Genomic DNA, 20,524 nt, shown 5'->3' on the forward strand with positions numbered 1-20,524 from the left:
TTTCCGGCCTTTCGGCGGCTAAGGATTAGAAAGTGTAGCAACACTCTAATGTCGTAAAAAGAGATTATTGCACGTGCATATTGTCGCCTAGGGTAATGATCGGTGAAGGTTAACCGATGTGCAGGGGGTCGATCTGCACCCGGGCCGGCTCATGGGTTTGCCGGGCGCTGAGCACGCCGGTGCCGCGTCGCAGCGCCGCCGCCAGGGCCAGGCCCTGGTGACGGGGAACGCGCACCAGCATGCGCGTCACCGCGGCGCCGGCGGGGGTTCCGGCCGGGCGGCGCACGCCGGCTGGAAGGTCCACCGGCCCGAGCAGATCCGCGTGGAGGGACTCCTGATCCGACAGCCGGGCCTCGTCGAGCAGCGCCGTGACGGCACCGGCCGTCCCGTCGACGGCCGCGATGTGCACGCTGGGCGGCAGGCCGACCTCGGTCCGCGCGGTCACTTCGGCCTCGGCGTGACCCACGGGATCCCAACGGATCAGCGATTGCACTGTGGGAAGCGATGATTCGGCGACGATCATCACCACACCGCCATCGCCGCGGGCACGCACCAACGCTGCGGCGGTCATCCAGCGCCACAACGCATCCTCGGCAGCGCGCAGGTCTTGGCGGCCCAGCAGCGCCCAGGTGTCCAACAGCAGCGCCGCCCCATAACCGCCCGGCGCCCGCGGTTCGGCGCCCGGGGTGGCCACCACCAGGGCCGGGTCGGCCGCGACCTCGGGGACCACGCCGTCGCCCGACGACGTGATCACCGCCGTGCCCGGAAACGCGCGGCCGAGTTCTTCGGCGGTGCGGCGCGCACCGACCACGACGGCGCGCACCGCATCCGACCCGCAGCGCGCGCATCGTCGCGCCGGGTCGACACGTCCGCACCAGCGACACACCAGCGCGGCGCCGCCCTCAAGCAGCGACAGCGGGCCCGTGCAGCGCCGGCAACGGGCGATCGTGCGGCACCGCGCGCAGGCCAGCGCCGGGATGTACCCGCGCCGGGGCACCTGAACCAGCACCGGCGCCCCGGCCTGCAGCGCCGAGCGGGCGGCGCGCAGCGCGATGGACGGCACGCGCGCCGTGCGCGCCGCCGGGTCGCGCTCGTCGGCGTAGCCGGTGTCGTCCAGCGCGATCACCCGCGGCGTGCGGGAGCGCACGACCGGCCGCGCCGCGACGATGTCGTGCGCCCAGCCGCTGCGCACCAACGCGTGGGCTTCGGCCGTGCGCGCGTAGCCGCCGATCAGCGCCGCGCACCGGGCTTGATGCGCGCGCAGCATCGCCACCTCGCGCGCGTGCGGGTACGGCGCGCGCGGTTCGGCCAGGCTGTCGTCGGCGTCCGCCCACACCATGACCAGCCCCAGATCACTGAGCGGGGCGAACACGGCGCTGCGGGTGCCGATCACCAACCGCGCGGAGCCGCGCAGCGCCGCCAGCCACCGCCGGTACCGGGCCGCAGGCCCCAGGCCGGCCGACAGGGCCACCACGCTGTCCGCGTCGATCCGCAATGTCGCGGCCTGCCACAGCGCGTCCAGGTCGCGCTGGTCGGGAACGATCGCCAACACCGAGCGGCCGGTCCGCACCGTCTGGGCGGCGGCCTCGGTGAACCGGTCGGTCCACGACTCGCCGGGAAGCGCCTGCCAGACGCCCCGGGCGGCCCGCGATTCGGCCAGGGCGGCCAGGAACTGAGCGCCGCGGCCGTAATTGCCCCAGCCCGACGGATCGACGGGCTCCGGGACCGCGGCATCGCGGCTGACCAGGGGTTCGCGCTCGACCCGCGCGTGTCGGGCCGGCACTGCCAGCCGCAACACGTCGGGGCGGGTGCCGGCGTAGTGCGCGGCGACCGCGTCGACCAGCCGGCGGATTTCCGGGGTGAGCACCGGTTCGGCCGACACGACGCGATCCAGCCAGCCCAGCTTGCCGGGGTGATCGGTGTCAGTGCGGCGCTCCAGCACGAACCCGTCGACCAGCCGGCCGTGGAAGCGCACCCGCACCCGCACCCCCGGCTGGGCGTCGTCGGACTGTTCGGCCGACACCAGATAGTCGAATTCCCGGTCCAGATGCGGCACCGACAGCATCGGCAGCACCCGGGCGATGGGCTCCACCTCGACGGGCGTGCGCGCGCTGGGACTCACGGCGTCCCCAGACCGCGAATCATGTTGTCATTCAATGCTTTACCGTCCGGTCCGCAGCGTACCGGACACCGGCGACAAATCAGCTCTCGGCGGGCGCCGGGGCGTCCCCGGCAGGCTCGGCGGGAAGCTCGCGGCCGAAGAAGAAGCCGGCCGTGATCAGAATCTGGGCCGCCGCGTAGGACCACCAGACCGGCACCGCGAGGGCCTCGTTGCCGAGAATGAAGCGCCCGATGGCGATCATCGAGTCCGACGCCGCAAAACACAGCGCCCCCACCGCCGTCCAGATCGTCGGGAGTTTCGTCAGCAGGGCCGTGCACACCATGGCGGTCAGCACCACGATGTAGACCGTCACCGGAAGCGTCAGTTTTTCCGCTCCCAGATGCGGCCAGAACCAGGCCAGCAATGCGATCGACACCCCACACATCAGGACCACCGCAACCACACGCACCGTCGACGGGCGATCATTCTCCGAAGCGCCGGAAAACGCCGGAACCAGCGGCAGCAGGGCGGCGATAAAGCACAAGTGCGCCAACAGGAATGCCCCAAGCCCCACCTCGAAGGAGAGCGACCACCACGGGATCGCCAGCACCCAGTCGCCGATGGCCGAGAGCAGCAGCGCCAGCATCAGCCACCGCCGCTCGCGGACGATGGCGTGGCCCGCCGCGGCCAGCGCGAGCAGGAACGCCATCGAGGCCTTGAACGCCGGCTGCAACACCCAGTGACCGGTGAGCTCGATTCCCGGCGGCGAGCGCAGCGCCAGCACGGTCAGGTAGATGCCGTAGCCGAGGGCCACCCAGCCGGCCACAACCCAGGCGCCAGCCACCAGACGTGGTGCGTACGGTACGTCCATGCGCAGCTTGGATAACACAGCCGACGAGAAACCCGCTATCGACCCCATCCTGCAGAAGGTACTGGATGCGGTTCCCTTCCGGCTATCCACTGAGGACGGAATCCGCGCAGCACGCCAGCGGTTCCGCGACCTGCCGCGCCGGCCAATGCATCCCGAGCTGCGGGTTGAGAACCGCACGATAACCGGCCCCACGGGCTCGATCGCGCTCCGGATCTATTGGCCGCCAGGCTATTTCGACAGTGACCGGCAGGGCGCCGGCGCGCCCGTCGTGCTGTATTTTCATGGCGGCGGCTTCGTCATCGGCGACCTCGAAACCCACGACGGCACGGCGCGCCAGCACGCGGTGGGCGCCGACGCGATCGTGGTAGCCGTCGACTATCGGCTCGCCCCGGAGCACCCCTACCCCGCCGCAGTCGAAGACGCTTGGGCCGCAACGCTTTGGGTCGCCGAGAACGCGGCCGAACTGCACGGCGATCCGGGCCGGATCGCGGTGGCCGGGGATTCGGCCGGCGGCACCATCTCCGCCGCGGTGGCGCACCGGGCGCGCGACAACGGCGCGCCGCAAATCGCGTTCCAGCTGTTGTGGTATCCGTCGACCATGTGGGATGCGTCGCTGCCGTCGTTCGCCGAAAACGCCGCGGCGGCGATCCTGGACGTCGGGGCCGTCGCGGCGTTCTCCCGTTGGTACGCGGGCGAAGTCGACGTGTCCGATCCGCCGTCGGACATGGCGCCGGGGCGTGCGAAGGACCTGAGCGATCTGGCGCCGGCCTACATCGCCGTCGCCGGGTACGACCCCCTGCGCGACGACGGCATCCGCTACGCCGAATTGCTGACCGCCGCCGGTGTCGCCGCCGAGGTGCACAACGCCGAGACGCTGGTGCACGGCTACCTCGGCTATGCCGGCGTGGTGCCCGCCGCCACCGCGGCGCTCGAGGGTGGGCTGACCGCGCTGCGAACGGCGCTGCACCCGTGACCCCGCGGCGTACGGTGAACGCATGAGCGAGCCGACCACCGCCCGCCCCGGGATCGACCCGACCTTCAAGGCGTTGCTCGACGCCTATCCGATGACCTTTCGCGAGGCCGACGGCGTCGAGGTCGCCCGCAAGCGGCTCCGGCTGCTCAAGGTGCCGACCGAAATGCTGCCGGAGCTGCGGATTGAGAACCGCACAATCTCCCACGGCGAGCTCACCGACATCCCGGTGCGCATCTACTGGCCCGACAGCGACCTCACGCCGTTGCCCGTGGTTGTCTTCTACCACGGCGGCGGGTTCTGCCTCGGCGACCTGGACACCCACGACCCGGTCGCCCGCGCCCATGCCGTCGGCGCCGAGGCCATCGTGGTGTCCGTCGGCTACCGGCTGGCCCCCGAGCACCCGTTCCCCGCCGGGGTGGACGACTGCTGGGCCGCCCTGCGGTGGGTCGCCGAGAACGCGGCCGAGCTCGGCGGCGACGCGAGCAACATCGCCGTGGCCGGCGACTCGGCGGGCGGCAACCTCGCCGCTGTGACGGCACTGTTGGCCCGCGACAATGCCGATAACGGTGGGCCGGAACTGCGCTTCCAGTTGCTGTGGTACCCGACGGTCACCGCGGATCTGTCCCTACCGTCGTACACCGACAACGCCGATGCGCCGATTCTGAACCGTGAAGTCATCGACGCGTTTCTGTCCTGGTACGTGCCCGGCCTCGACATCACCAAGCCGAAGGCGTTGCCCACCACCATGGCTCCGGCGAACGCCGCGGACCTGTCCGGGCTGGCGCCCGCCTACATCGCCACCGCCCAACACGATCCGCTGCGCGATGACGGGGCCCGTTACGCCGAGCTGCTGGACGCCGCGGGCGTGCCGGTCGAGCTGAGCAACGAGCCCACCCTGGTGCACGGGTTCGTCAGTTTCGCGCTGGCGATACCAGCCGCCGCCGAGGCCGCCGAGCGCGGCCTGGCGGCGCTCCACAAGGCGCTGCACTCCTAGGCAGGCAACGATGGTCCCCAACGAAGCGGAAGCCCCCGACTATCACACCCTGATCATCGGCGCCGGATTCTCCGGCATCGGTGCGGCGATCAACCTCGACAGGGCCGGGCTGTCCGATTACCTGGTGATCGAAGCCGGCGACGGCGTCGGCGGCACGTGGCACTGGAACACCTATCCCGGTATCGCCGTGGACATTCCGTCGTTCTCCTACCAGTTCTCCTTCGAGCAGAGCAGGCACTGGTCGCGCACCTACGCGCCGGGCCGAGAGCTCAAGGCCTACGCCGAACACTGCGCCGACAAATACGGCATCCGATCGCGAATCCGGTTCAACACCAAGGTGCAAACCGCCGAGTTCGACGACGAGCGCGGCCTGTGGCGGGTGCAGACCGACCCGGCCGGCGAAATCACGGCAAGATTCTTGATCAGCGCCTGCGGCGTGCTCACGGTGCCCAACCTGCCCGACATCGACGGCGTGGACTCCTTCGGGGGCATCACCATGCACACCGCCCGGTGGGATCACGGCCAGGATTTGCGCGGCAAGCGCGTCGCGGTGATCGGGACCGGCGCCTCGGCGGTGCAGGTGATTCCCGAGATCGCGCCGATCGTGTCGTCGCTCACCGTATTTCAGCGCACGCCGATCTGGTGCTTCCCCAAGTTCGACGTCCCGCTGCCCGCGCCCGCGCGCTGGGCCATGCGCATCCCCGGCGGCAAGTTCCTGCAACGCTTAGTGAGCCAGGCCTACGTGGAGCTCACCTTCCCCATCTCGGCCCACTACTTCACGGTCATCCCGCTGGCCAAGAGGATGGCTGCGCTAGGGAAATCCTATCTGCGGCAACAGGTTCGGGATCCGGCCGTGCGCGAACAGCTGACCCCGAAATACGCCGTCGGCTGCAAACGCCCCGGCTTCCACAACGGTTACCTGGCCACCTTCAACCGCGACAACGTGCGGCTGGTCACCGAACCGATCGACAAGGTGACGCCCGGCGCGGTGGCCACCACCGACGGCGAGAACCACGAGATCGACGTGCTGATCCTGGCGACCGGCTTCAAGGTGATGGACCCCGACAACGTGCCCACGTTCGCGGTGACCGGAAGCGGCGGAAGGTCGTTGAGCCGGTTCTGGGACGAACACCGGTTGCAGGCCTACGAGGGCGTCACGGTGCCCGGTTTCCCCAACCTGTTCACGGTCTTCGGACCGTACGGTTACGTCGGCTCTTCGTATTTCGCGCTCATCGAGGCGCAGACGCATCACATCGTGCGCTGCCTCAAGCGGGCCGAGCGCCTCGGCGCCACACGCGTCGAGGTCAGGGAGGAGGCCAACGATCGCTACTTCGCCGAGATGATGCGCCGACGGCCCCGGCAGATCTTCTGGCAAGACAGCTGCAAGCTCGCCAACAGCTACTACTTCGACAAGAACGGCGACGTGCCACTGCGTCCGGGCACCACCCCCGAGGTGTACTGGCGCAGCCGGCGGTTCAACCTGAACGACTACCGGTTCAGCGGCCGGCCGGCGGCCGGCCCTAGATCGCGCGCTTGAGGTCGTCGACCTTGTTCAGCTGCTCCCAGGGTAGTTCGATGTCGGTGCGGCCGAAGTGCCCGTACGCGGCGGTCTGCGCGTAGATCGGGCGCAGCAGGTCCAGGTCGCGGATGATCGCGCCGGGCCGCAGGTCGAACACCTCGGGAACGATCTTCTCGATCTTGACGGGGTCGACCGTCGCGGTGCCGAACGTCTCGATGAACAACCCGACCGGAGCCGCCTTGCCGATGGCGTAGGCCACCTGCACCTCGACTCGCTCCGCCAGCCCGGCGGCGACGATGTTCTTGGCCACCCAGCGCATCGCGTAGGCCGCCGATCGGTCCACCTTGGACGGATCCTTTCCGGAGAACGCGCCGCCACCGTGGCGGGCCCAGCCGCCATAGGTGTCGACGATGATCTTGCGTCCGGTCAGGCCCGCGTCGCCCATCGGGCCGCCCAGGACGAACTTGCCGGTCGGGTTGACCAGCACCCGCGTCGCCGACGAGTCCAGGGTGTCGTGGGCCAGCTCGGCCAGCACGGTGTTGAGCACGTGCTGCCGGATGTCGGGGTCCAGCGTCTTCTCCAGGTCGATGCCGTCGGCGTGCTGCGTGGACACGACCACGGTGTCGAGGCGGACCGGGACGTCGTCCTCGTACTCGATGGTGACCTGCGTCTTGCCGTCGGGCCGCAGGTAGGGCAGCGTGCCGTTCTTGCGGACCTCGGTGAGCTTGCGCGACAGCCGGTGGGCCAGCGCGATCGGCAGCGGCATCCGCTCGGGAGTGTCGTTGATCGCGTAGCCGAACATCAGGCCCTGGTCGCCGGCGCCCTGGGCGTCCAGCGGGTCCGCCGCGCCCTCCACGCGCGCCTCGTGGGCGGTGTCGACGCCCTGGGCGATGTCGGGTGACTGCGCGCCGATGCCGATGTTCACCCCACAGGTGGCCCCGTCGAAGCCCTTGTCCGACGAGTCGTAGCCGATGTCGAGGATGCGCGCGCGCACGGTGTTGGTGATGTCTGCGAACGCCTCTTTGGCCGTCGTCGTCACCTCGCCGACCACGTGCACCTGTCCGGTGGTGACCAGCGTCTCGACCGCGACACGTGAGCTCGGGTCCGCCGCCAGCAGCGCGTCGAGGACCGAGTCGCTGATCGCGTCACAGATCTTGTCGGGATGTCCTTCAGTCACCGACTCACTGGTAAACAGGCGACCCTTTTCGCTCACAATGCCGATCCTTCCAATTAGTTAGTTAGCCGAATTATATCGACTGGCGTCGGCTCGCCGGCACCTGGTCCGGTGCCGAGAAGAACTCGGCCGCTTTACCCGCTGTCCCCGTGCAGGAATGCGCCGATCGCATCCACGATACGACTGGCCATCAATGTCTTGGAGCCGTGTTGCAGCGCCGCCTCGGTACCGTCGGCCGCCAGCAGCCAGCCGTCGTTGCTGTCCACCTCGAACGCCCTGCCGTCGCCCACCGCGTTGACGACCAACAGATCACAACCCTTGTTGCGCAGCTTCGTCCGGGCGTGGAACAGCACGTCCCCGTTGGCGTCGCCGGTCTCGGCGGCGAATCCCACGATGGCCCGCATGTTGGGCAGCTCACCGTTGGCGCGTGCCCGCACGGCGCCGGCCAGCACGTCGTCGTTGCGGACCAACTCGATCGTCGGCGGCTGGTCTTGCTCCTTGGGGCCCTTTTTGATCTTGGCGGCCGCAACCCGGGCCGGCCGGAAGTCGGCGACCGCGGCGGCCATCACCAGCACGTCCACCTCGGACGCGTGCTTGGCCACGGCGTCGCCCAGTTGTTCGGCCGAGCTGACGTGGACCACGTCGACGCCCGCGGGATCGATCAGCCCGGCGGTATGCCCCGCGATCAGGGTGACCTCCGCGCCGCGCTGGGCGGCCACCCGCGCCACCGCATAGCCCTGCTTGCCGGAGCTGCGGTTGCCGATGAAGCGCACCGGATCGACCGGTTCGCGGGTGCCGCCGGCCGTCACCAGCATCTTGCAGCCGGCGAGGTCGTAGGGCAGCGCGTCCTGGCGCTCCAGCAACAGGTGCGACAAGGTGGTGATCTCCTCGGCCTCGGGTAGCCGGCCCGACCCGCTGTCCGTCCCGGTGAGCCGCCCGGCGGCGGGTTCGAGCACTACCGCACCCCTGCGGCGCAATGTCGCCACGTTGTCGACGGTGGCCGGGTGCAACCACATCTCGGTATGCATCGCCGGCGCGAACAGCACCGGACATCGCGCCGTGAGCAGGGTGGCGGTGAGCAGATCGTCAGCGCGGCCGTGCACCGCCCGGGCCAACAGGTCCGCCGTTGCCGGCGCCACCACGACCAGGTCGGCCTGCTTGCCGAGCTGGACGTGCGGAACCTCGGGCACATCGTTGAAGACGCCGGTGTGCACCGGCTGTCCAGACAGCGCCTCGAATGTGGCGGCCCCGACGAAACGCAGCGCGGACTCGGTCGGGATGACGCGTACCGAATGACCGGCCTCGGCGAGCTGACGGACGACGGTGCACGCCTTGTAGGCGGCGATACCGCCCGAGACGCCGACGATCACTCTTTTCGCGACCCGATCGCGGTTGTCCACAGCGCGCGCCCGGCCCGGCCCGGTTACTCGCCCTCGGTGTGCTCGAGCAGGTCGCTGTGGATCTCGCGCATCGCGATCGACAGCGGCTTCTCCTGCAGCCCCGGCTCGACCAGCGGTCCGACGTACTCGAGGATGCCCTCACCGAGCTGGTTGTAGTAGTCGTTGATCTGACGGGCTCGCTTGGCGGCGTAGATCACCAGGGCGTATTTGCTCGAAACGCGGTCCAGCAGTTCGTCGATTGGCGGGTTGGTGATCCCCAGCGGGGTGTCGTACGCGCCCGGTCCCCCGGCGGACGGATCGAACCGGTCGGGGACGGCGGCCAATGCCGCGTCGGACTGCGGAATGCTCACTTAGGTCAATCTCCTGGCGAATTGGAGCGGCTCTCGAACTGACAAGCCGCTGAAAGATACTCAAAATTCGTGGTCAATCGTGCTGGGATGTGGTCTCGCTTGTGGTCTGACCAGACGGATCATGGCGAACCGGCGCAGTTCCCACCAGCAAGGATACCAATTCGGAGCAGGCTGACTCCAATTCGCTGTTCACGACCACCCGATCGAAGTCATTTCGGGCCGCCATTTCGATGCGGGCGGTCTCCAGCCGCCGCTCCATGACCTCGGGTGTCTCGGTGCCGCGGCCGACGAGCCTGGCCTTGAGATCCTCCCAGCTGGGCGGCGCCAGGAAGACCGCCAGGGCCTCCGGCATGGCCTTCTTCACCGCCCTGGCACCGGCCAGATCGACTTCGATCAGCACCGGGAAGCCGCGGGCGGTCGCGGCGCGGACCGGCTCGGCCAAGGTGCCCGATCGATGCAGTCCCGCGTGGATCTCGGCCCACTCCAGCAGCGCACCCTCATCGATGAGCTGCTGGAAGCGGGCGGGGGTGACGAAGTGGTAATCGACGCCGTCAACCTCGCCGGGCCGCGGCGCCCGCGTCGTGGCCGAGACGCTGAAATGCAGGTCCGGCACCCGCTCACGCAGGCATCGGACCACAGTTGACTTGCCGACCGCTGAGGGACCGGACAGCACGAGCACACGTCCGTTACCTGATGGTTCAGGACGTGTCCCGTGCTGGACGTCCGGTCCCCCGCCGGCGCTCACGGGCGCTCCTGGGCCGGTGCGCCCACGGCTCGGGTTAGGAGCCGAACTTTTCCAGCAGGGCCTTGCGCTGACGATCGCCGAGACCGCGCAGGCGGCGGGTCGGGGCGATCTCCAACTCAGTCATGATCTCCTGCGCCTTGACCTTGCCCACCTTGGGCAACGCCTCGAGAAGCGCGGAAACCTTCATCTTGCCCAGGACTTCGTCGGTCTCGGCGTCCTTGAGCACCTGGGTGAGGTTGGTGCCGCCACGCTTCAGGCGGTCCTTCAGCTCTGCTCGCGCTCGACGTGCGGCTGCCGCCTTCTCCAACGCGGCCGCGCGCTGCTCGTCGGTCAACTGGGGAAGGGCCACGATTCCTCCGTATCTGATCAATCAATTTCAATCGATCTCATTTTGTCTCGCCGGCACTTCTGCCAGCGCAGACGACCGTACTCAGGCCACCTGACGAAATCTAACCCGACCCCCTGCTTAAGGGGGCAAAGTCCCAGCATGGACCCGCGCGTGGCAGGCCGGAGCGGCGCCGCCACGGGCGCCGACCACGGCCGCCGGCGGCACCGTCCCGGTATCGGCATCCGCCACATTTCAGCCCGCCGTTGCGCCATCTAGCTGCGGTTTTATCCACCGAGGCGAGTCGGGGCGGGCGGTTCGGGTCGTCCGGAAATGGTGCCGCCGGGCGGCCGTCCGGCCCGGTGCCAGGGATCACGGATTTGTTGCGGCGTGTCGCGCGTGTCGCGTCGCCGGTCAAACGCAGGCCAACGCGGCGTCTGACGCGGTGCCACGATGTCAGGCCGGCCCTGAGGGGCCCTCGGTAGACGCTCAAAGGCCCGAATCCGCGCGGCAGGCCCCTTCCGGGCAGGGCCCTCCCCGTGGGCCGGACCAGTGACCGCTGTGGGCGAACTGAGGCGCGGATCGTCCAGCAACCAACGCGGCGACGCCGGACTTCGCCGTCGAGGGCGCAGGCCGGGTAAGCCGGCGCGTCCGACGAATGCACATTCGTCACCCGCGGCGTCCGCGTCGGTGGGCGGCCCATCGCGTTCGACGTCAGCACCGTCCTCGCCGCAGTACATCGCCATCTCTGACCAATCATCAAGGGCTACAGCGTTATTGACGGTAAGGCTGCGCCGCCGCCGCCGGACGCGCGCGGTGATGACCGTTGCTCGGTTCCGGCGGATCCGTGCGCATTACCTCCTTATCTCCCATACCCGCGGCCATATGACCCGCTTAGGTCCGTGATTACGGATGGAGAGCGCCTCCCGCCCATATTGCAGCTAATGGGCAGTGCGAAATCCGATACGATCGATGAGTGTCCAACCTGCGAATTCGCCAGGCGGCTGAGCTGCTGGGAGTCAGCGACGACACCGTGCGGCGCTGGATCAACCAGGGCACATTGACAGTCAGTCACGATGCCGCCGGCCGCAAGGTGATCGCCAGCGAGGACCTGGCTCACTTCTCCCGCACCAATGCGCCCGCCCCGCCGGCGGACCCGCTCAGCATCGGCAGCTCAGCCCGCAACCGCTTCGTCGGGCTGGTCACGTCTGTCGTCAGCGACAAGGTGATGACGCAGGTTGAGATGCAGTGCGGTCCGTTCACCGTCGTCTCACTGATGAGCACCGAAGCCGCCGATGAACTGCAGCTGCGCCCCGGCAGCGTCGCGGTGGCCGTCGTCAAGGCCACCACCGTCATCGTCGAAACCGCGCGGCCCAGCACCCCATTGGCGTCGGACTAGACGTCAATTCCGCTCACACCGCCAAGTAGGCGACCGAGTCCAGCATGCGATCCGCCGCCTCGCGCAACTCCGCCACGTTCGGTCCGGCCCTCAGCACCTCGCGGGCCACCGCGGGCAGCAGCTGCCCGGGTTCCGCGCCGCCCAGCCCGGCGAGCGCCTCGGGCCGCCCGCCCTGCACACCGAGCCCGGGCACCAGGACCGGACCACCCAGCGCGCGGAGATCGGGGGCCTGCAACACCGTCGCGCCGACGACGACGCCGACATAGCCCGGCCCCGACGGGGTCGCGGACCGGTTCACCACCGCCGCCTGGTCGACGACCAGTTGGGCCACCGTGCGGCCGTCGAAGGCGGCACGCTGCACCGTGGCGCCTTCGGGGTTGGACGTGGCCGCCAGCACGAACACCCCGCGGTCGTGCGCCGCGGCGGTCTCCAGCAGCGGCCGCAGCGAGCCGAATCCCAGGTACGGGGTGGCCGTCACGGCGTCGGCGGCCAGCGGTGAATCACCCGCCCAGGCGGTCGCATAGGACGCCATCGTCGTGCCGATGTCACCGCGTTTGGCGTCGGCCAGCACCAGCACCCCGGCCGATCGCAGGGCCGCGATGGTGCGTTCCAGCACCGCGAATCCCGCGGCGCCGTACGCCTCGAAGAACGCGACTTGAGGCTTGACGACGGCGAATCCGGAAAACGCCTCGATGCAGATGTCGCAGAACGCGGCCAGCCCGTCGGCTGTCGTGGACAGGTCCCAGGCGCGCAGCAGCTCGGGATGGGGGTCGATCCCCACACACAGCGGCCCGCGTTTGGCTTTCGCCTCCGCGAGGCGGACGCCGAACCCGGTCACCGGTCCCCATTACCGGGCCGGCCGCCCTGACCGATCTGGCTGTGCAGCTCCTGCAGGCTGCGCACGCCGATGTCGCCGCGAATACCCGCCTCGATGCCCTGGACGGCGGCCGAGGCGCCCTGCACCGTGGTGACACAGGGGATGTTGACCGACACGGCGGCCGAACGGATTTCGTAACCGTCGATGCGCGGCCCGGAGTTGCCGTAGGGCGTGTTGATCACCATGTCGACCTCACCGGCCTTGATTGCGTCGACCGCCGACATCTCGGGACGCCCCGGCTGCGGGTCCTCGAAGTGCTTGCGCACCTCGTCGCAGGGAATCCCGTTGCGGCGCAACATCTCCGCGGTCCCGTCGGTGGCCAGGACGCGGAATCCCAAGTCGGCCAGGCGTTTGACCGGGAACACCAGCGAGCGCTTGTCCCGATTGGCCACCGACACGAAGACGGTGCCCTGCGCGGGCAGCGACCCGTAGGCGGCGGTCTGACTCTTCGCAAACGCGCTGCCGAAGTCGCGGTCGATTCCCATCACCTCGCCGGTGGACTTCATCTCCGGGCCCAGCAGCGAGTCGATGGCGGCCCCGTCGGCGCGGCGGAAGCGATGGAATGGCAGCACGGCCTCCTTGACGGCGATCGGGGCGTTCTGGGCCGCGTGGGCGCCGTCGCCGGACGCCGCCAGCAGCCCCTCCTCACGGAGCTGGGAGATGCTGGCGCCCAACATGACCCGGGCACACGCCTTGGCGAGCGGGATCGCGGTGGCCTTGGACACGAACGGCACCGTGCGGCTGGCGCGCGGGTTGGCCTCCAGGACGTAGAGCACGTCGTCCTTGAGCGCGTACTGCACGTTGAGCAGGCCCACCACCCCGATGCCGTGCGCGATGGCCTCGGTCGCGAGCCGCACCTTCTCGATGTCGCTGCGGCCCAGCGTCACCGGTGGCAGAGCACACGCCGAGTCACCGGAGTGGATCCCGGCCTCCTCGATGTGCTCCATGATGCCGCCGATGTACACCTCGGTGCCGTCGCACAGCGCGTCCACGTCGATCTCCACCGCGTCCTCGAGGAAGCGGTCGACGAGCACCGGGTGCTCGGGTGAGAGCTCGGTGGCGCGAGTGATGTAGCCCCGCAGCGTCTCCTCGTCGTACACGATCTCCATGCCCCGACCGCCCAGCACATAGGACGGCCGCACCAGCACCGGGTAGCCGATGTCCTCGGCGATCCGGCGGGCCTGGTCGAAAGTGGTTGCGGTGCCGTACTTCGGCGCCGGCAGGCCGGCCGCGGTGAGCACGTCGCCAAAAGCGCCGCGGTCCTCGGCCAGGTCGATGGCCTCCGGCGGGGTGCCGACGATCGGCACCCCCGCGTCGGCGAGGCGCTGGGCCAGCCCGAGCGGAGTCTGGCCGCCCAGTTGCACGATCACCCCGGCAACTCCCGGGCCGTCCCCGGCGGACTGCTGCTCGGCGCGGTACACCTCGAGGACGTCCTCGAACGTCAGCGGCTCGAAGTACAGCCGGTCGGCGGTGTCGTAGTCGGTGGACACCGTCTCCGGGTTGCAGTTGACCATCACGGTCTCGAAGCCGGCCTGCGACAACGTCGTTGCGGCGTGCACACAGCTGTAGTCGAATTCGATGCCCTGGCCGATGCGGTTGGGGCCCGACCCGAGGATCAACACCTTGGGCTTCTCGGTCTGCGGCACCACCTCGGTCTCGGCCGCGGGGTCCAGCTCGTAGCTGCTGTAGTGATACGGCGTCTTGGCCTCGAACTCGGCCGCGCAGGTGTCGACCGTCTTGTAGACCGGGTGCACACCCAGGCGCTCCCGCAGCGAGCGCACGCCGTTCTCGCCGGCCAGTTCCGGCCGCAGCGCGGCGATCTGGCGGTCCGACAGCCCGCTGTGCTTGCCGCGCCGCAACAGGTCCGCATCGAGCACCGGGGCGGCGGTCAACTCGGCGCGCAGGTCGATCAGCTGGCCGATCTGCGCGACGAACCACGGGTCCACCCCGCTGGCCTCGGCGACCTGTTCCACAGAGGCGCCCAGGCGCAGCGCCAGCTCGATGTCGTAGAGCCGGCCCTCGGTCGGCGTGCGCAGCCGGGTCAGCACCTCGGCCGGTCCCTTTTCGGCCGCCGCCGGATCGTCGGGTTTGGTCCAGAAACCGGCGCGGGTGGTTTCCAGCGACCGCATCACCTTGCCGAGCGCCTCAACAAAGTTGCGGCCCAACGACATTGCCTCACCGACCGATTTCATGGTGGTGGTCAGGGTGGGGTCGGCGCCCGGGAACTTCTCGAACGCGAAGCGCGGCGCCTTGACCACCACGTAGTCCAGGGTGGGCTCGAAGCAGGCCGGCGTTTCCTTGGTGATGTCGTTGACGATCTCGTCGAGGGTGTAACCGATGGCCAGCTTGGCGGCGATCTTGGCGATCGGGAAGCCGGTGGCCTTGGAGGCCAGGGCACTCGACCGGGACACCCGGGGGTTCATCTCGATGACGATCAGCCGGCCGTCGGACGGGTTGATCGCGAACTGGATGTTGCAGCCGCCGGTGTCCACCCCGACCTCGCGCAGGATCGCAATCCCCAAATCCCGCATCCGCTGGTATTCCCGGTCGGTCAGCGTCATCGCCGGCGCGACGGTGACCGAGTCACCGGTGTGCACGCCCATCGGGTCGAAGTTCTCGATCGAACACACCACGACCACGTTGTCGTTGCCGTCGCGCATCAGCTCGAGCTCGAATTCCTTCCAGCCGTAGATCGATTCCTCGATCAGCACGTTGGCGCTCGGGCTTTCGGCCAGGCCGGCGCCGGCCATCCGGTCGACCTCCTCGACGGATCGCGCCATCCCCGAGCCCAGGCCGCCCATGGTGAAGCTGGGCCGCACCACGACCGGCAGGCCGAGCTCCTCGACCGTCTCGCGGACCTCTTCCATGGTGAAACACACCCGGCTGCGGGCGGATTCACCACCCACCTTGGCGACGATGTCCTTGAACATCTGCCGGTCCTCGCCGCGCTGGATGGCGTCGAAGTCGGCGCCGATGAGCTCCACGTTATGGCGCTCCAGCGCCCCGTTCTCGTACAGCGCGACCGCGGTGTTGAGCGCGGTCTGCCCGCCCAGCGTGGCCAGCAGCGCGTCGATCTTGTTGCCGCGCTCGGCCTGCTGGGCGATCACCTTCTCGACGAATGCGGCGGTTATCGGCTCGACGTAGGTGTGGTCGGCATACTCCGGGTCGGTCATGATGGTGGCCGGGTTGGAGTTGACCAGGCTGACCTGCAGCCCCTCCGCACGCAGCACCCGACAGGCCTGGGTCCCCGAATAGTCGAACTCGCAGGCCTGACCGATGACGATCGGCCCGGAGCCGATCACCAGCACGTGGTTGAGGTCGGTGCGACGTGGCACTAGTGGCCCTCCCCTGCCATCAGCTCGATGAATTGGTCGAACAGGTACTCGGCATCGTGCGGGCCGGCCGCGGCCTCCGGATGGTACTGCACCGAAAAGGCTTGCCCGTCCGCGAGTTTGACGCCCTCGACCACTCCGTCGTTGGCGCAGGTGTGGCTGACGACCGCTTGGCCGAACGGTGTGTCGAAGGACTGGCCCGCCTCCCCTTCGAGCGCGAAGCCGTGATTCTGTGCCGTGACCGCCACCCGGCCGGTGGCGTGGTCGATCACCGGGATGTTGATGCCGCGGTGACCGAACACCAGCTTGTAAGTGGACAGCCCCAGCGCCCGACCCAGGATCTGATTGCCGAAACAGATGCCGAACAACGGGATTCCGGCGCCCAGCACCTCGCGGGTGACCGCAACGATGTGATCGGCGGTGGCGGGGTCGCCGGGTCCATTGGACAAGAAGACGCCGTCGGGCTTGATGTCGGCGATCTGCTCATAGGACGCCGACGATGCCAGCACGTGGGTCCGGACGCCGCGGCGGGCAAAGTTGCGCGGCGTATTGGTTTTGATCCCCAGATCCAGCGCGGCCACCGTAAACCGCGGTGAGCCATCGGGTTCCACGATGTAGGTGTCGGGCGTGCTGACCTCGCCGGCCAGGTCGGCCCCCAACATCGACTGCTGACCGCGCACCCGCTGCAGCAGTTCCTCCGGATCGGCGAGCGCGTCACCGGAGAAGACCCCCGCCTTCATCGAGCCGCGGGTGCGCAGATGCCGCACCACCGCTCGCGTGTCGATGCCTGCGATCCCCACGATGTGCTGGCGGACCAGTTCGTCCTCCAGTGTTCCGGTGGCCCGCCAGCTGGACGGCCGCGGCGACGGATCGCGGACCGCGTAGCCGGCGACCCAGATCTTGTCTCCGCGGCTCTCGGCGTCCTCGCCGTTCCAGCCGGTGTTGCCGATCTGCGGCGCGGTGGCCACCACGATCTGCCGGTGATAACTGGGATCGGTCAGCGTCTCCTGGTAGCCGGACATGCCGGTGGAAAAGACGGCCTCGCCCAGAGTTTGGCCGACCTTACCGAACGGCGTGCCGGTGAAGACGCGGCCGTCCTCGAGTACCAATTGCGCTTTACTCACGAGCGCCGCCCCTCCTCATGGTGCGATTCAAGCCAGCCGTCGTATTCGTGACGGTGATTCGCCCGGAAGCCGGTGTCGATCTCGACGCCCGACGGAAGCCGCCAGCGGATCGCCAGGATACCGACCCGGCCCGTCATCCTGCGCTCCATCCGGATGTGCGTGATCGAGTCCTGAGGTATCCAAATGGGTTGGGCGCGTACGCGTTCCACCATAACGCCCCCGGCATAGCGGGTCAGCACCGCTTTGCTACGAAAGCCCAGATCACCCGCCGCGATCCGCTCGCTCCAGCCCGGCGCCATCATGGAACCGCAGTAGTGCCCGCGGGTGGTGATGGTCGCAGCCCCGACCCGGTCCGGAATCTCGGGCAACGCCCCGATCAGCTCCGCCTGCTGCTTTGACCGACGGTGCCAGCTCCGCATCATCAACTGGATCACCACCGTGAGCACGACCACCACCACGGCCGCGAAGATCAGCGATCCCACCAGCGTGCCCGAGTTCATGCCGGGGACTTCCCATCTCGCGCGGTGACCTTGCCGCGCAGCAGGGTGGCGGTCACAGTGGCGGGCAGGGTCATCGCCTCGTACGGCGTGTTGGCCGAGCGGCTGGCCAGGTCGGAGCCGGCGACGGTCCATGAGGCAGTGGGATCCACCACCGTGAGGTTGGCCGGCTCCCCCACCTCGAGCGGCCGGCCGTGATCGGGCAGGCCCACGATGCGTGCGGGGTTTTCACTCATCACCCGGGCAAGGTCCCGCCAGGTCAGCAGCCCGGGGGTGACCATCGTCTGCACGACGATCGACAGCGCGGTCTGCAGCCCCAGCATGCCGGGACGCGCCGCGGAGAACTCCACACACTTCTCGTGCTCGGCGTGCGGGGCGTGGTCGGTGGCCACGCAGTCGATGACGCCGTCGGCCAGCGCTTGCCGCAACGCCACGGCGTCCGCGGCTTCGCGCAACGGCGGGTTGACGCGGTTTCGCCCGTCATAAGTGGTGAGCCTGCTGTCGTCGAGCATCAGATGGTGCGGGGTGACCTCGGCGGTGATCGAGATCCCCTGCTCCTTGGACCATTTCACGATCTCGACGGTGCCCGCCGTGGAGGCGTGGCAGATGTGCACCCGGGCGCCGGCGTCGCGCGCCAGCAGCGCGTCGCGGGCGACGATCGATTCCTCGGCCGCCCGGGGCCATCCCGCCAGGCCCAGCCGGGCGGCGATCGGCCCTTCGTGGGCAACGGCGCCGACGGTCAGCCGCGGCTCCTCGGCGTGCTGGGCGATCAGCACGCCCAGGCCGGTGGCGTATTCCAGGGCGCGGCGCATCACCAGCGGGTCGTGCACGCAGATGCCGTCGTCGGAGAACATCCGCACCTGCGCCGCCCCGGCCGCCATCATGCCCATCTCGGTGAGCTCCTTGCCGGCGAGCCCGACGGTGACGGCGCCCACCGGGTGCACGTCGACCAGGCCGACCTGCTGGCCCCGATGCCACACGTGGTCGGTGACCACCGGGCTGTCGGCGACCGGATTGGTGTTGGCCATCGCGAATACCGCGGTGTACCCGCCCAAGGCCGCTGCGGCCGAGCCGGTTTCGATGTCCTCGGCGTATTCACGCCCCGGTTCGCGCAGATGGGTGTGCAGGTCCACCAGGCCGGGCAACAGCACGTGGTCGGTCGCGTCGATCACGTCCAGGTCTTCCTGCAGGCCTCCGGCCTTGCCGAGACCGGGGCCAATGTCGGCGATCTGGCCGTCATCGACCAGCACGTCGACGCGATCGCCTTCGCCGTACAACCGAACCCCGCGCAGCAGCACGCTCACGCCGCACCCTCTTCTCCGGCCGATTCGGTGCCGACCAGCACATGGAACAGCACCGCCATTCGCACGTGGACACCATTGGAAACCTGTTGCAGCACAGCAGATTGCGACGAGTCGGCCACTGATGAGGCGATCTCCATGCCGCGCAGCATCGGCCCGGGGTGCAACACCACGGCATGGCCGGGCAGCATCGCCTGGCGACGATCGGAAAGCCCGTACAGCGAGGAATATTCGCGCACCGACGGGAAGAAGCCGCCGTTCATCCGCTCGGCCTGGACCCGCAGCATCAGCACAGCGTCGGCGGCGGGCAGCTCGGCATCGAAGTCGTTTGATACGGTGACCGGCCAGCCCTCGACCCCGACCGGCAGCAGCGTCGGCGGCGCGACCAGGACCACCTCGGCGCCCAGGGTGTCCAGCAGCATCACGTTGGAGCGGGCGACCCGGCTGTGCAGGATGTCGCCGACGATCACGATGCGGCGGCCTTCGATGCCGCCGAGGCGCTGGCGAATGGTCAGCGCGTCCAGCAGCGCCTGAGTCGGGTGCTCGTGGGTGCCGTCGCCGGCATTGATCACCGAGGGCCCGCCGTCGTCCTTCGCGCCGGTCCAGTCCGCGAGCAGATGCGCGGCGCCGGAAGCCGGGTGCCGGATGATCAGTGCGTCGGCGCCGGCGGCGCGCAGTGTGAACGCGGTGTCGCGCAGTGACTCCCCCTTGCCCACCGACGATCCGGACGCGCTGACGTTGATCACGTCGGCGCTCATCCATTTGCCGGCGACCTCGAAGGACACCCGGGTGCGGGTCGAGTTCTCGTAGAACATCGTGACGATGGTGCGGCCGCGCAGCGTTGGCAGCTTCTTGATCTCGCGGCCCACCAAAGCCTGCGCGAAGCGGTCGGCGTCGTCGAGAATGGCGGTGGCGTCGTCGCGACTCAGGTCGCCGGCGGCCAGCAGATGGCGCGTCATCGTGAGATCACCACCCCGTCGTCACCGTCGCTCTCGCTCAGCAACACGTGCACGCTCTCGCTGCGTGAGGTGGGGACGTTCTTGCCGACATAGTCGGCGCGCAGCGGCAGTTCGCGATGGCCACGGTCGACCAGCACCGCCAGCTGCACCACTCGCGGCCGGCCCACGTCACGCAGCGCGTCCAGCGCGGAGCGCACCGAGCGCCCGGAATACAACACGTCGTCCACCAGGATCACCAAGGCGTCGTCGATGCCGCCGGCCGGAATCGAGGTGGCTTCCAACGGCCGCGGCGGCTTCTGCATCAGATCGTCGCGGTAGAGCGTGATGTCCAGGGCGCCGTGGCCGACCTCGACACCGCTGTATTCGGCGATGTTGGTCGCCAGACGGTTGGCGAGGATGACACCGCGGGTCGGGATGCCCAGCAGCACCACCCGTGGCGCGTCGGGAGCGTCCAGCGCGGTCTTTTCGATGATCTGATGTGCAATGCGGGAAATGGTGCGGCTCACGTCGGCCGCCGACATCAACTCCCGGGAATCGCTGCCCAAGCCGGTGTCGCCCGCAGCACCCATACGAAACTTGACCT

General features: G+C 69.0%; 18 protein-coding genes. 4 read left to right on the forward strand and 14 right to left on the reverse strand.

Translation table 11 applies throughout. The features are described 5' to 3' along the window. Nucleotides 1-109: 109 nt before the first annotated feature. Nucleotides 110-2,065, reverse strand: a complete 1,956-nt coding sequence (locus AC5Y4H_RS05735) for a primosomal protein N' (protein WP_499979578.1) — start codon at nucleotides 2,063-2,065, stop codon at nucleotides 110-112. Nucleotides 2,066-2,201: 136 nt separating this feature from the next. After that, a complete protein-coding gene (locus AC5Y4H_RS05740; protein WP_499979324.1) occupies nucleotides 2,202-2,972 on the reverse strand; it encodes a lysoplasmalogenase in 771 nt (256 codons plus the stop codon). On the opposite strand from AC5Y4H_RS05740, the gene lipI reads away from it, so the two are divergent. Genes lipI through AC5Y4H_RS05755 form a run of 3 tightly spaced genes read left to right on the forward strand, consistent with a single transcriptional unit; the run spans nucleotide 2,971 to nucleotide 6,476 of the window. After that, nucleotides 2,971-3,945 (forward strand): esterase LipI, encoded by a 975-nt coding sequence (lipI, locus tag AC5Y4H_RS05745; protein ID WP_499979330.1) that lies wholly within the window; start codon nucleotides 2,971-2,973, stop codon nucleotides 3,943-3,945. The two genes, AC5Y4H_RS05740 and lipI, sit on opposite strands and share 2 nt — an antisense overlap. Nucleotides 3,946-3,967: 22 nt before the next feature. After that, on the forward strand, nucleotides 3,968-4,939 hold the full coding sequence (locus tag AC5Y4H_RS05750; RefSeq protein WP_499979333.1) for an alpha/beta hydrolase: 972 nt from the start codon (nucleotides 3,968-3,970) through the stop codon (nucleotides 4,937-4,939). Between the two features lie 10 nt (nucleotides 4,940-4,949). Next, nucleotides 4,950-6,476, forward strand: coding sequence for a flavin-containing monooxygenase (locus tag AC5Y4H_RS05755; RefSeq protein WP_499979334.1), 1,527 nt, complete (start codon nucleotides 4,950-4,952; stop codon nucleotides 6,474-6,476). On the opposite strand, the gene metK is transcribed toward AC5Y4H_RS05755, so the two are convergent. From metK to mihF, 5 genes are all read right to left on the reverse strand, one after another. Continuing rightward, nucleotides 6,460-7,671 (reverse strand): methionine adenosyltransferase, encoded by a 1,212-nt coding sequence (gene metK / locus AC5Y4H_RS05760; protein ID WP_499979336.1) that lies wholly within the window; start codon nucleotides 7,669-7,671, stop codon nucleotides 6,460-6,462. The two genes, AC5Y4H_RS05755 and metK, sit on opposite strands and share 17 nt — an antisense overlap. 95 nt (nucleotides 7,672-7,766) lie before the next feature. Further along, nucleotides 7,767-9,032 carry a bifunctional phosphopantothenoylcysteine decarboxylase/phosphopantothenate--cysteine ligase CoaBC gene (gene coaBC / locus AC5Y4H_RS05765; protein ID WP_499979338.1) on the reverse strand — a complete coding sequence of 422 codons (1,266 nt, stop codon included), beginning with the start codon at nucleotides 9,030-9,032 and terminating at the stop codon, nucleotides 7,767-7,769. Nucleotides 9,033-9,055: 23 nt separating this feature from the next. Continuing rightward, the gene (gene rpoZ, locus AC5Y4H_RS05770; protein WP_067827913.1) at nucleotides 9,056-9,382 is read right to left on the reverse strand and encodes a DNA-directed RNA polymerase subunit omega; all 327 of its coding nucleotides are present in this window, start codon (nucleotides 9,380-9,382) and stop codon (nucleotides 9,056-9,058) included. Between the two features lie 73 nt (nucleotides 9,383-9,455). Further along, nucleotides 9,456-10,127 carry a guanylate kinase gene (gene gmk / locus AC5Y4H_RS05775; protein ID WP_499979339.1) on the reverse strand — a complete coding sequence of 224 codons (672 nt, stop codon included), beginning with the start codon at nucleotides 10,125-10,127 and terminating at the stop codon, nucleotides 9,456-9,458. 34 nt (nucleotides 10,128-10,161) lie between these two features. Then, the gene (mihF, locus tag AC5Y4H_RS05780; protein WP_007171927.1) at nucleotides 10,162-10,476 is read right to left on the reverse strand and encodes an integration host factor, actinobacterial type; all 315 of its coding nucleotides are present in this window, start codon (nucleotides 10,474-10,476) and stop codon (nucleotides 10,162-10,164) included. A 952-nt stretch (nucleotides 10,477-11,428) separates the two neighbouring features. Here mihF and AC5Y4H_RS05785 point away from each other — a divergent pair. Next, nucleotides 11,429-11,851 carry a TOBE domain-containing protein gene (locus AC5Y4H_RS05785; RefSeq protein WP_499979343.1) on the forward strand — a complete coding sequence of 141 codons (423 nt, stop codon included), beginning with the start codon at nucleotides 11,429-11,431 and terminating at the stop codon, nucleotides 11,849-11,851. 13 nt (nucleotides 11,852-11,864) lie between these two features. Here AC5Y4H_RS05785 and pyrF read toward each other — a convergent pair whose 3' ends face one another. From pyrF to pyrR, 7 genes are read right to left on the reverse strand one after another with little or no spacing between them, the layout of a single operon-like run. Beyond that, nucleotides 11,865-12,689: an orotidine-5'-phosphate decarboxylase gene (pyrF, locus tag AC5Y4H_RS05790; protein WP_499979346.1), complete on the reverse strand. Its 825-nt coding sequence runs from the start codon at nucleotides 12,687-12,689 to the stop codon at nucleotides 11,865-11,867. After that, on the reverse strand, nucleotides 12,686-16,063 hold the full coding sequence (carB, locus tag AC5Y4H_RS05795; RefSeq protein ID WP_499979348.1) for a carbamoyl-phosphate synthase large subunit: 3,378 nt from the start codon (nucleotides 16,061-16,063) through the stop codon (nucleotides 12,686-12,688). Before carB ends, pyrF begins: the two co-directional genes overlap by 4 nt. Further along, on the reverse strand, nucleotides 16,063-17,184 hold the full coding sequence (gene carA, locus AC5Y4H_RS05800; RefSeq protein WP_499979350.1) for a glutamine-hydrolyzing carbamoyl-phosphate synthase small subunit: 1,122 nt from the start codon (nucleotides 17,182-17,184) through the stop codon (nucleotides 16,063-16,065). Before carA ends, carB begins: the two co-directional genes overlap by 1 nt. After that, entirely contained in the window at nucleotides 17,181-17,684 is a 504-nt protein-coding gene (locus AC5Y4H_RS05805) for a PH-like domain-containing protein (protein ID WP_499979352.1), read from the reverse strand. Before AC5Y4H_RS05805 ends, carA begins: the two co-directional genes overlap by 4 nt. Beyond that, nucleotides 17,681-18,985, reverse strand: coding sequence for a dihydroorotase (locus AC5Y4H_RS05810; protein WP_499979354.1), 1,305 nt, complete (start codon nucleotides 18,983-18,985; stop codon nucleotides 17,681-17,683). Before AC5Y4H_RS05810 ends, AC5Y4H_RS05805 begins: the two co-directional genes overlap by 4 nt. Beyond that, complete coding sequence (locus tag AC5Y4H_RS05815) at nucleotides 18,982-19,941, reverse strand: aspartate carbamoyltransferase catalytic subunit (protein WP_067349801.1); 960 nt, start codon at nucleotides 19,939-19,941, stop codon at nucleotides 18,982-18,984. The genes AC5Y4H_RS05810 and AC5Y4H_RS05815 overlap by 4 nt, the downstream gene beginning before the upstream one ends. Continuing rightward, nucleotides 19,938-20,510, reverse strand: coding sequence for a bifunctional pyr operon transcriptional regulator/uracil phosphoribosyltransferase PyrR (gene pyrR / locus AC5Y4H_RS05820; protein WP_499979356.1), 573 nt, complete (start codon nucleotides 20,508-20,510; stop codon nucleotides 19,938-19,940). The genes AC5Y4H_RS05815 and pyrR overlap by 4 nt, the downstream gene beginning before the upstream one ends. Nucleotides 20,511-20,524 lie beyond the last annotated feature (14 nt).

The organism is Mycobacterium sp. NGS58 (genome assembly GCF_059812385.1).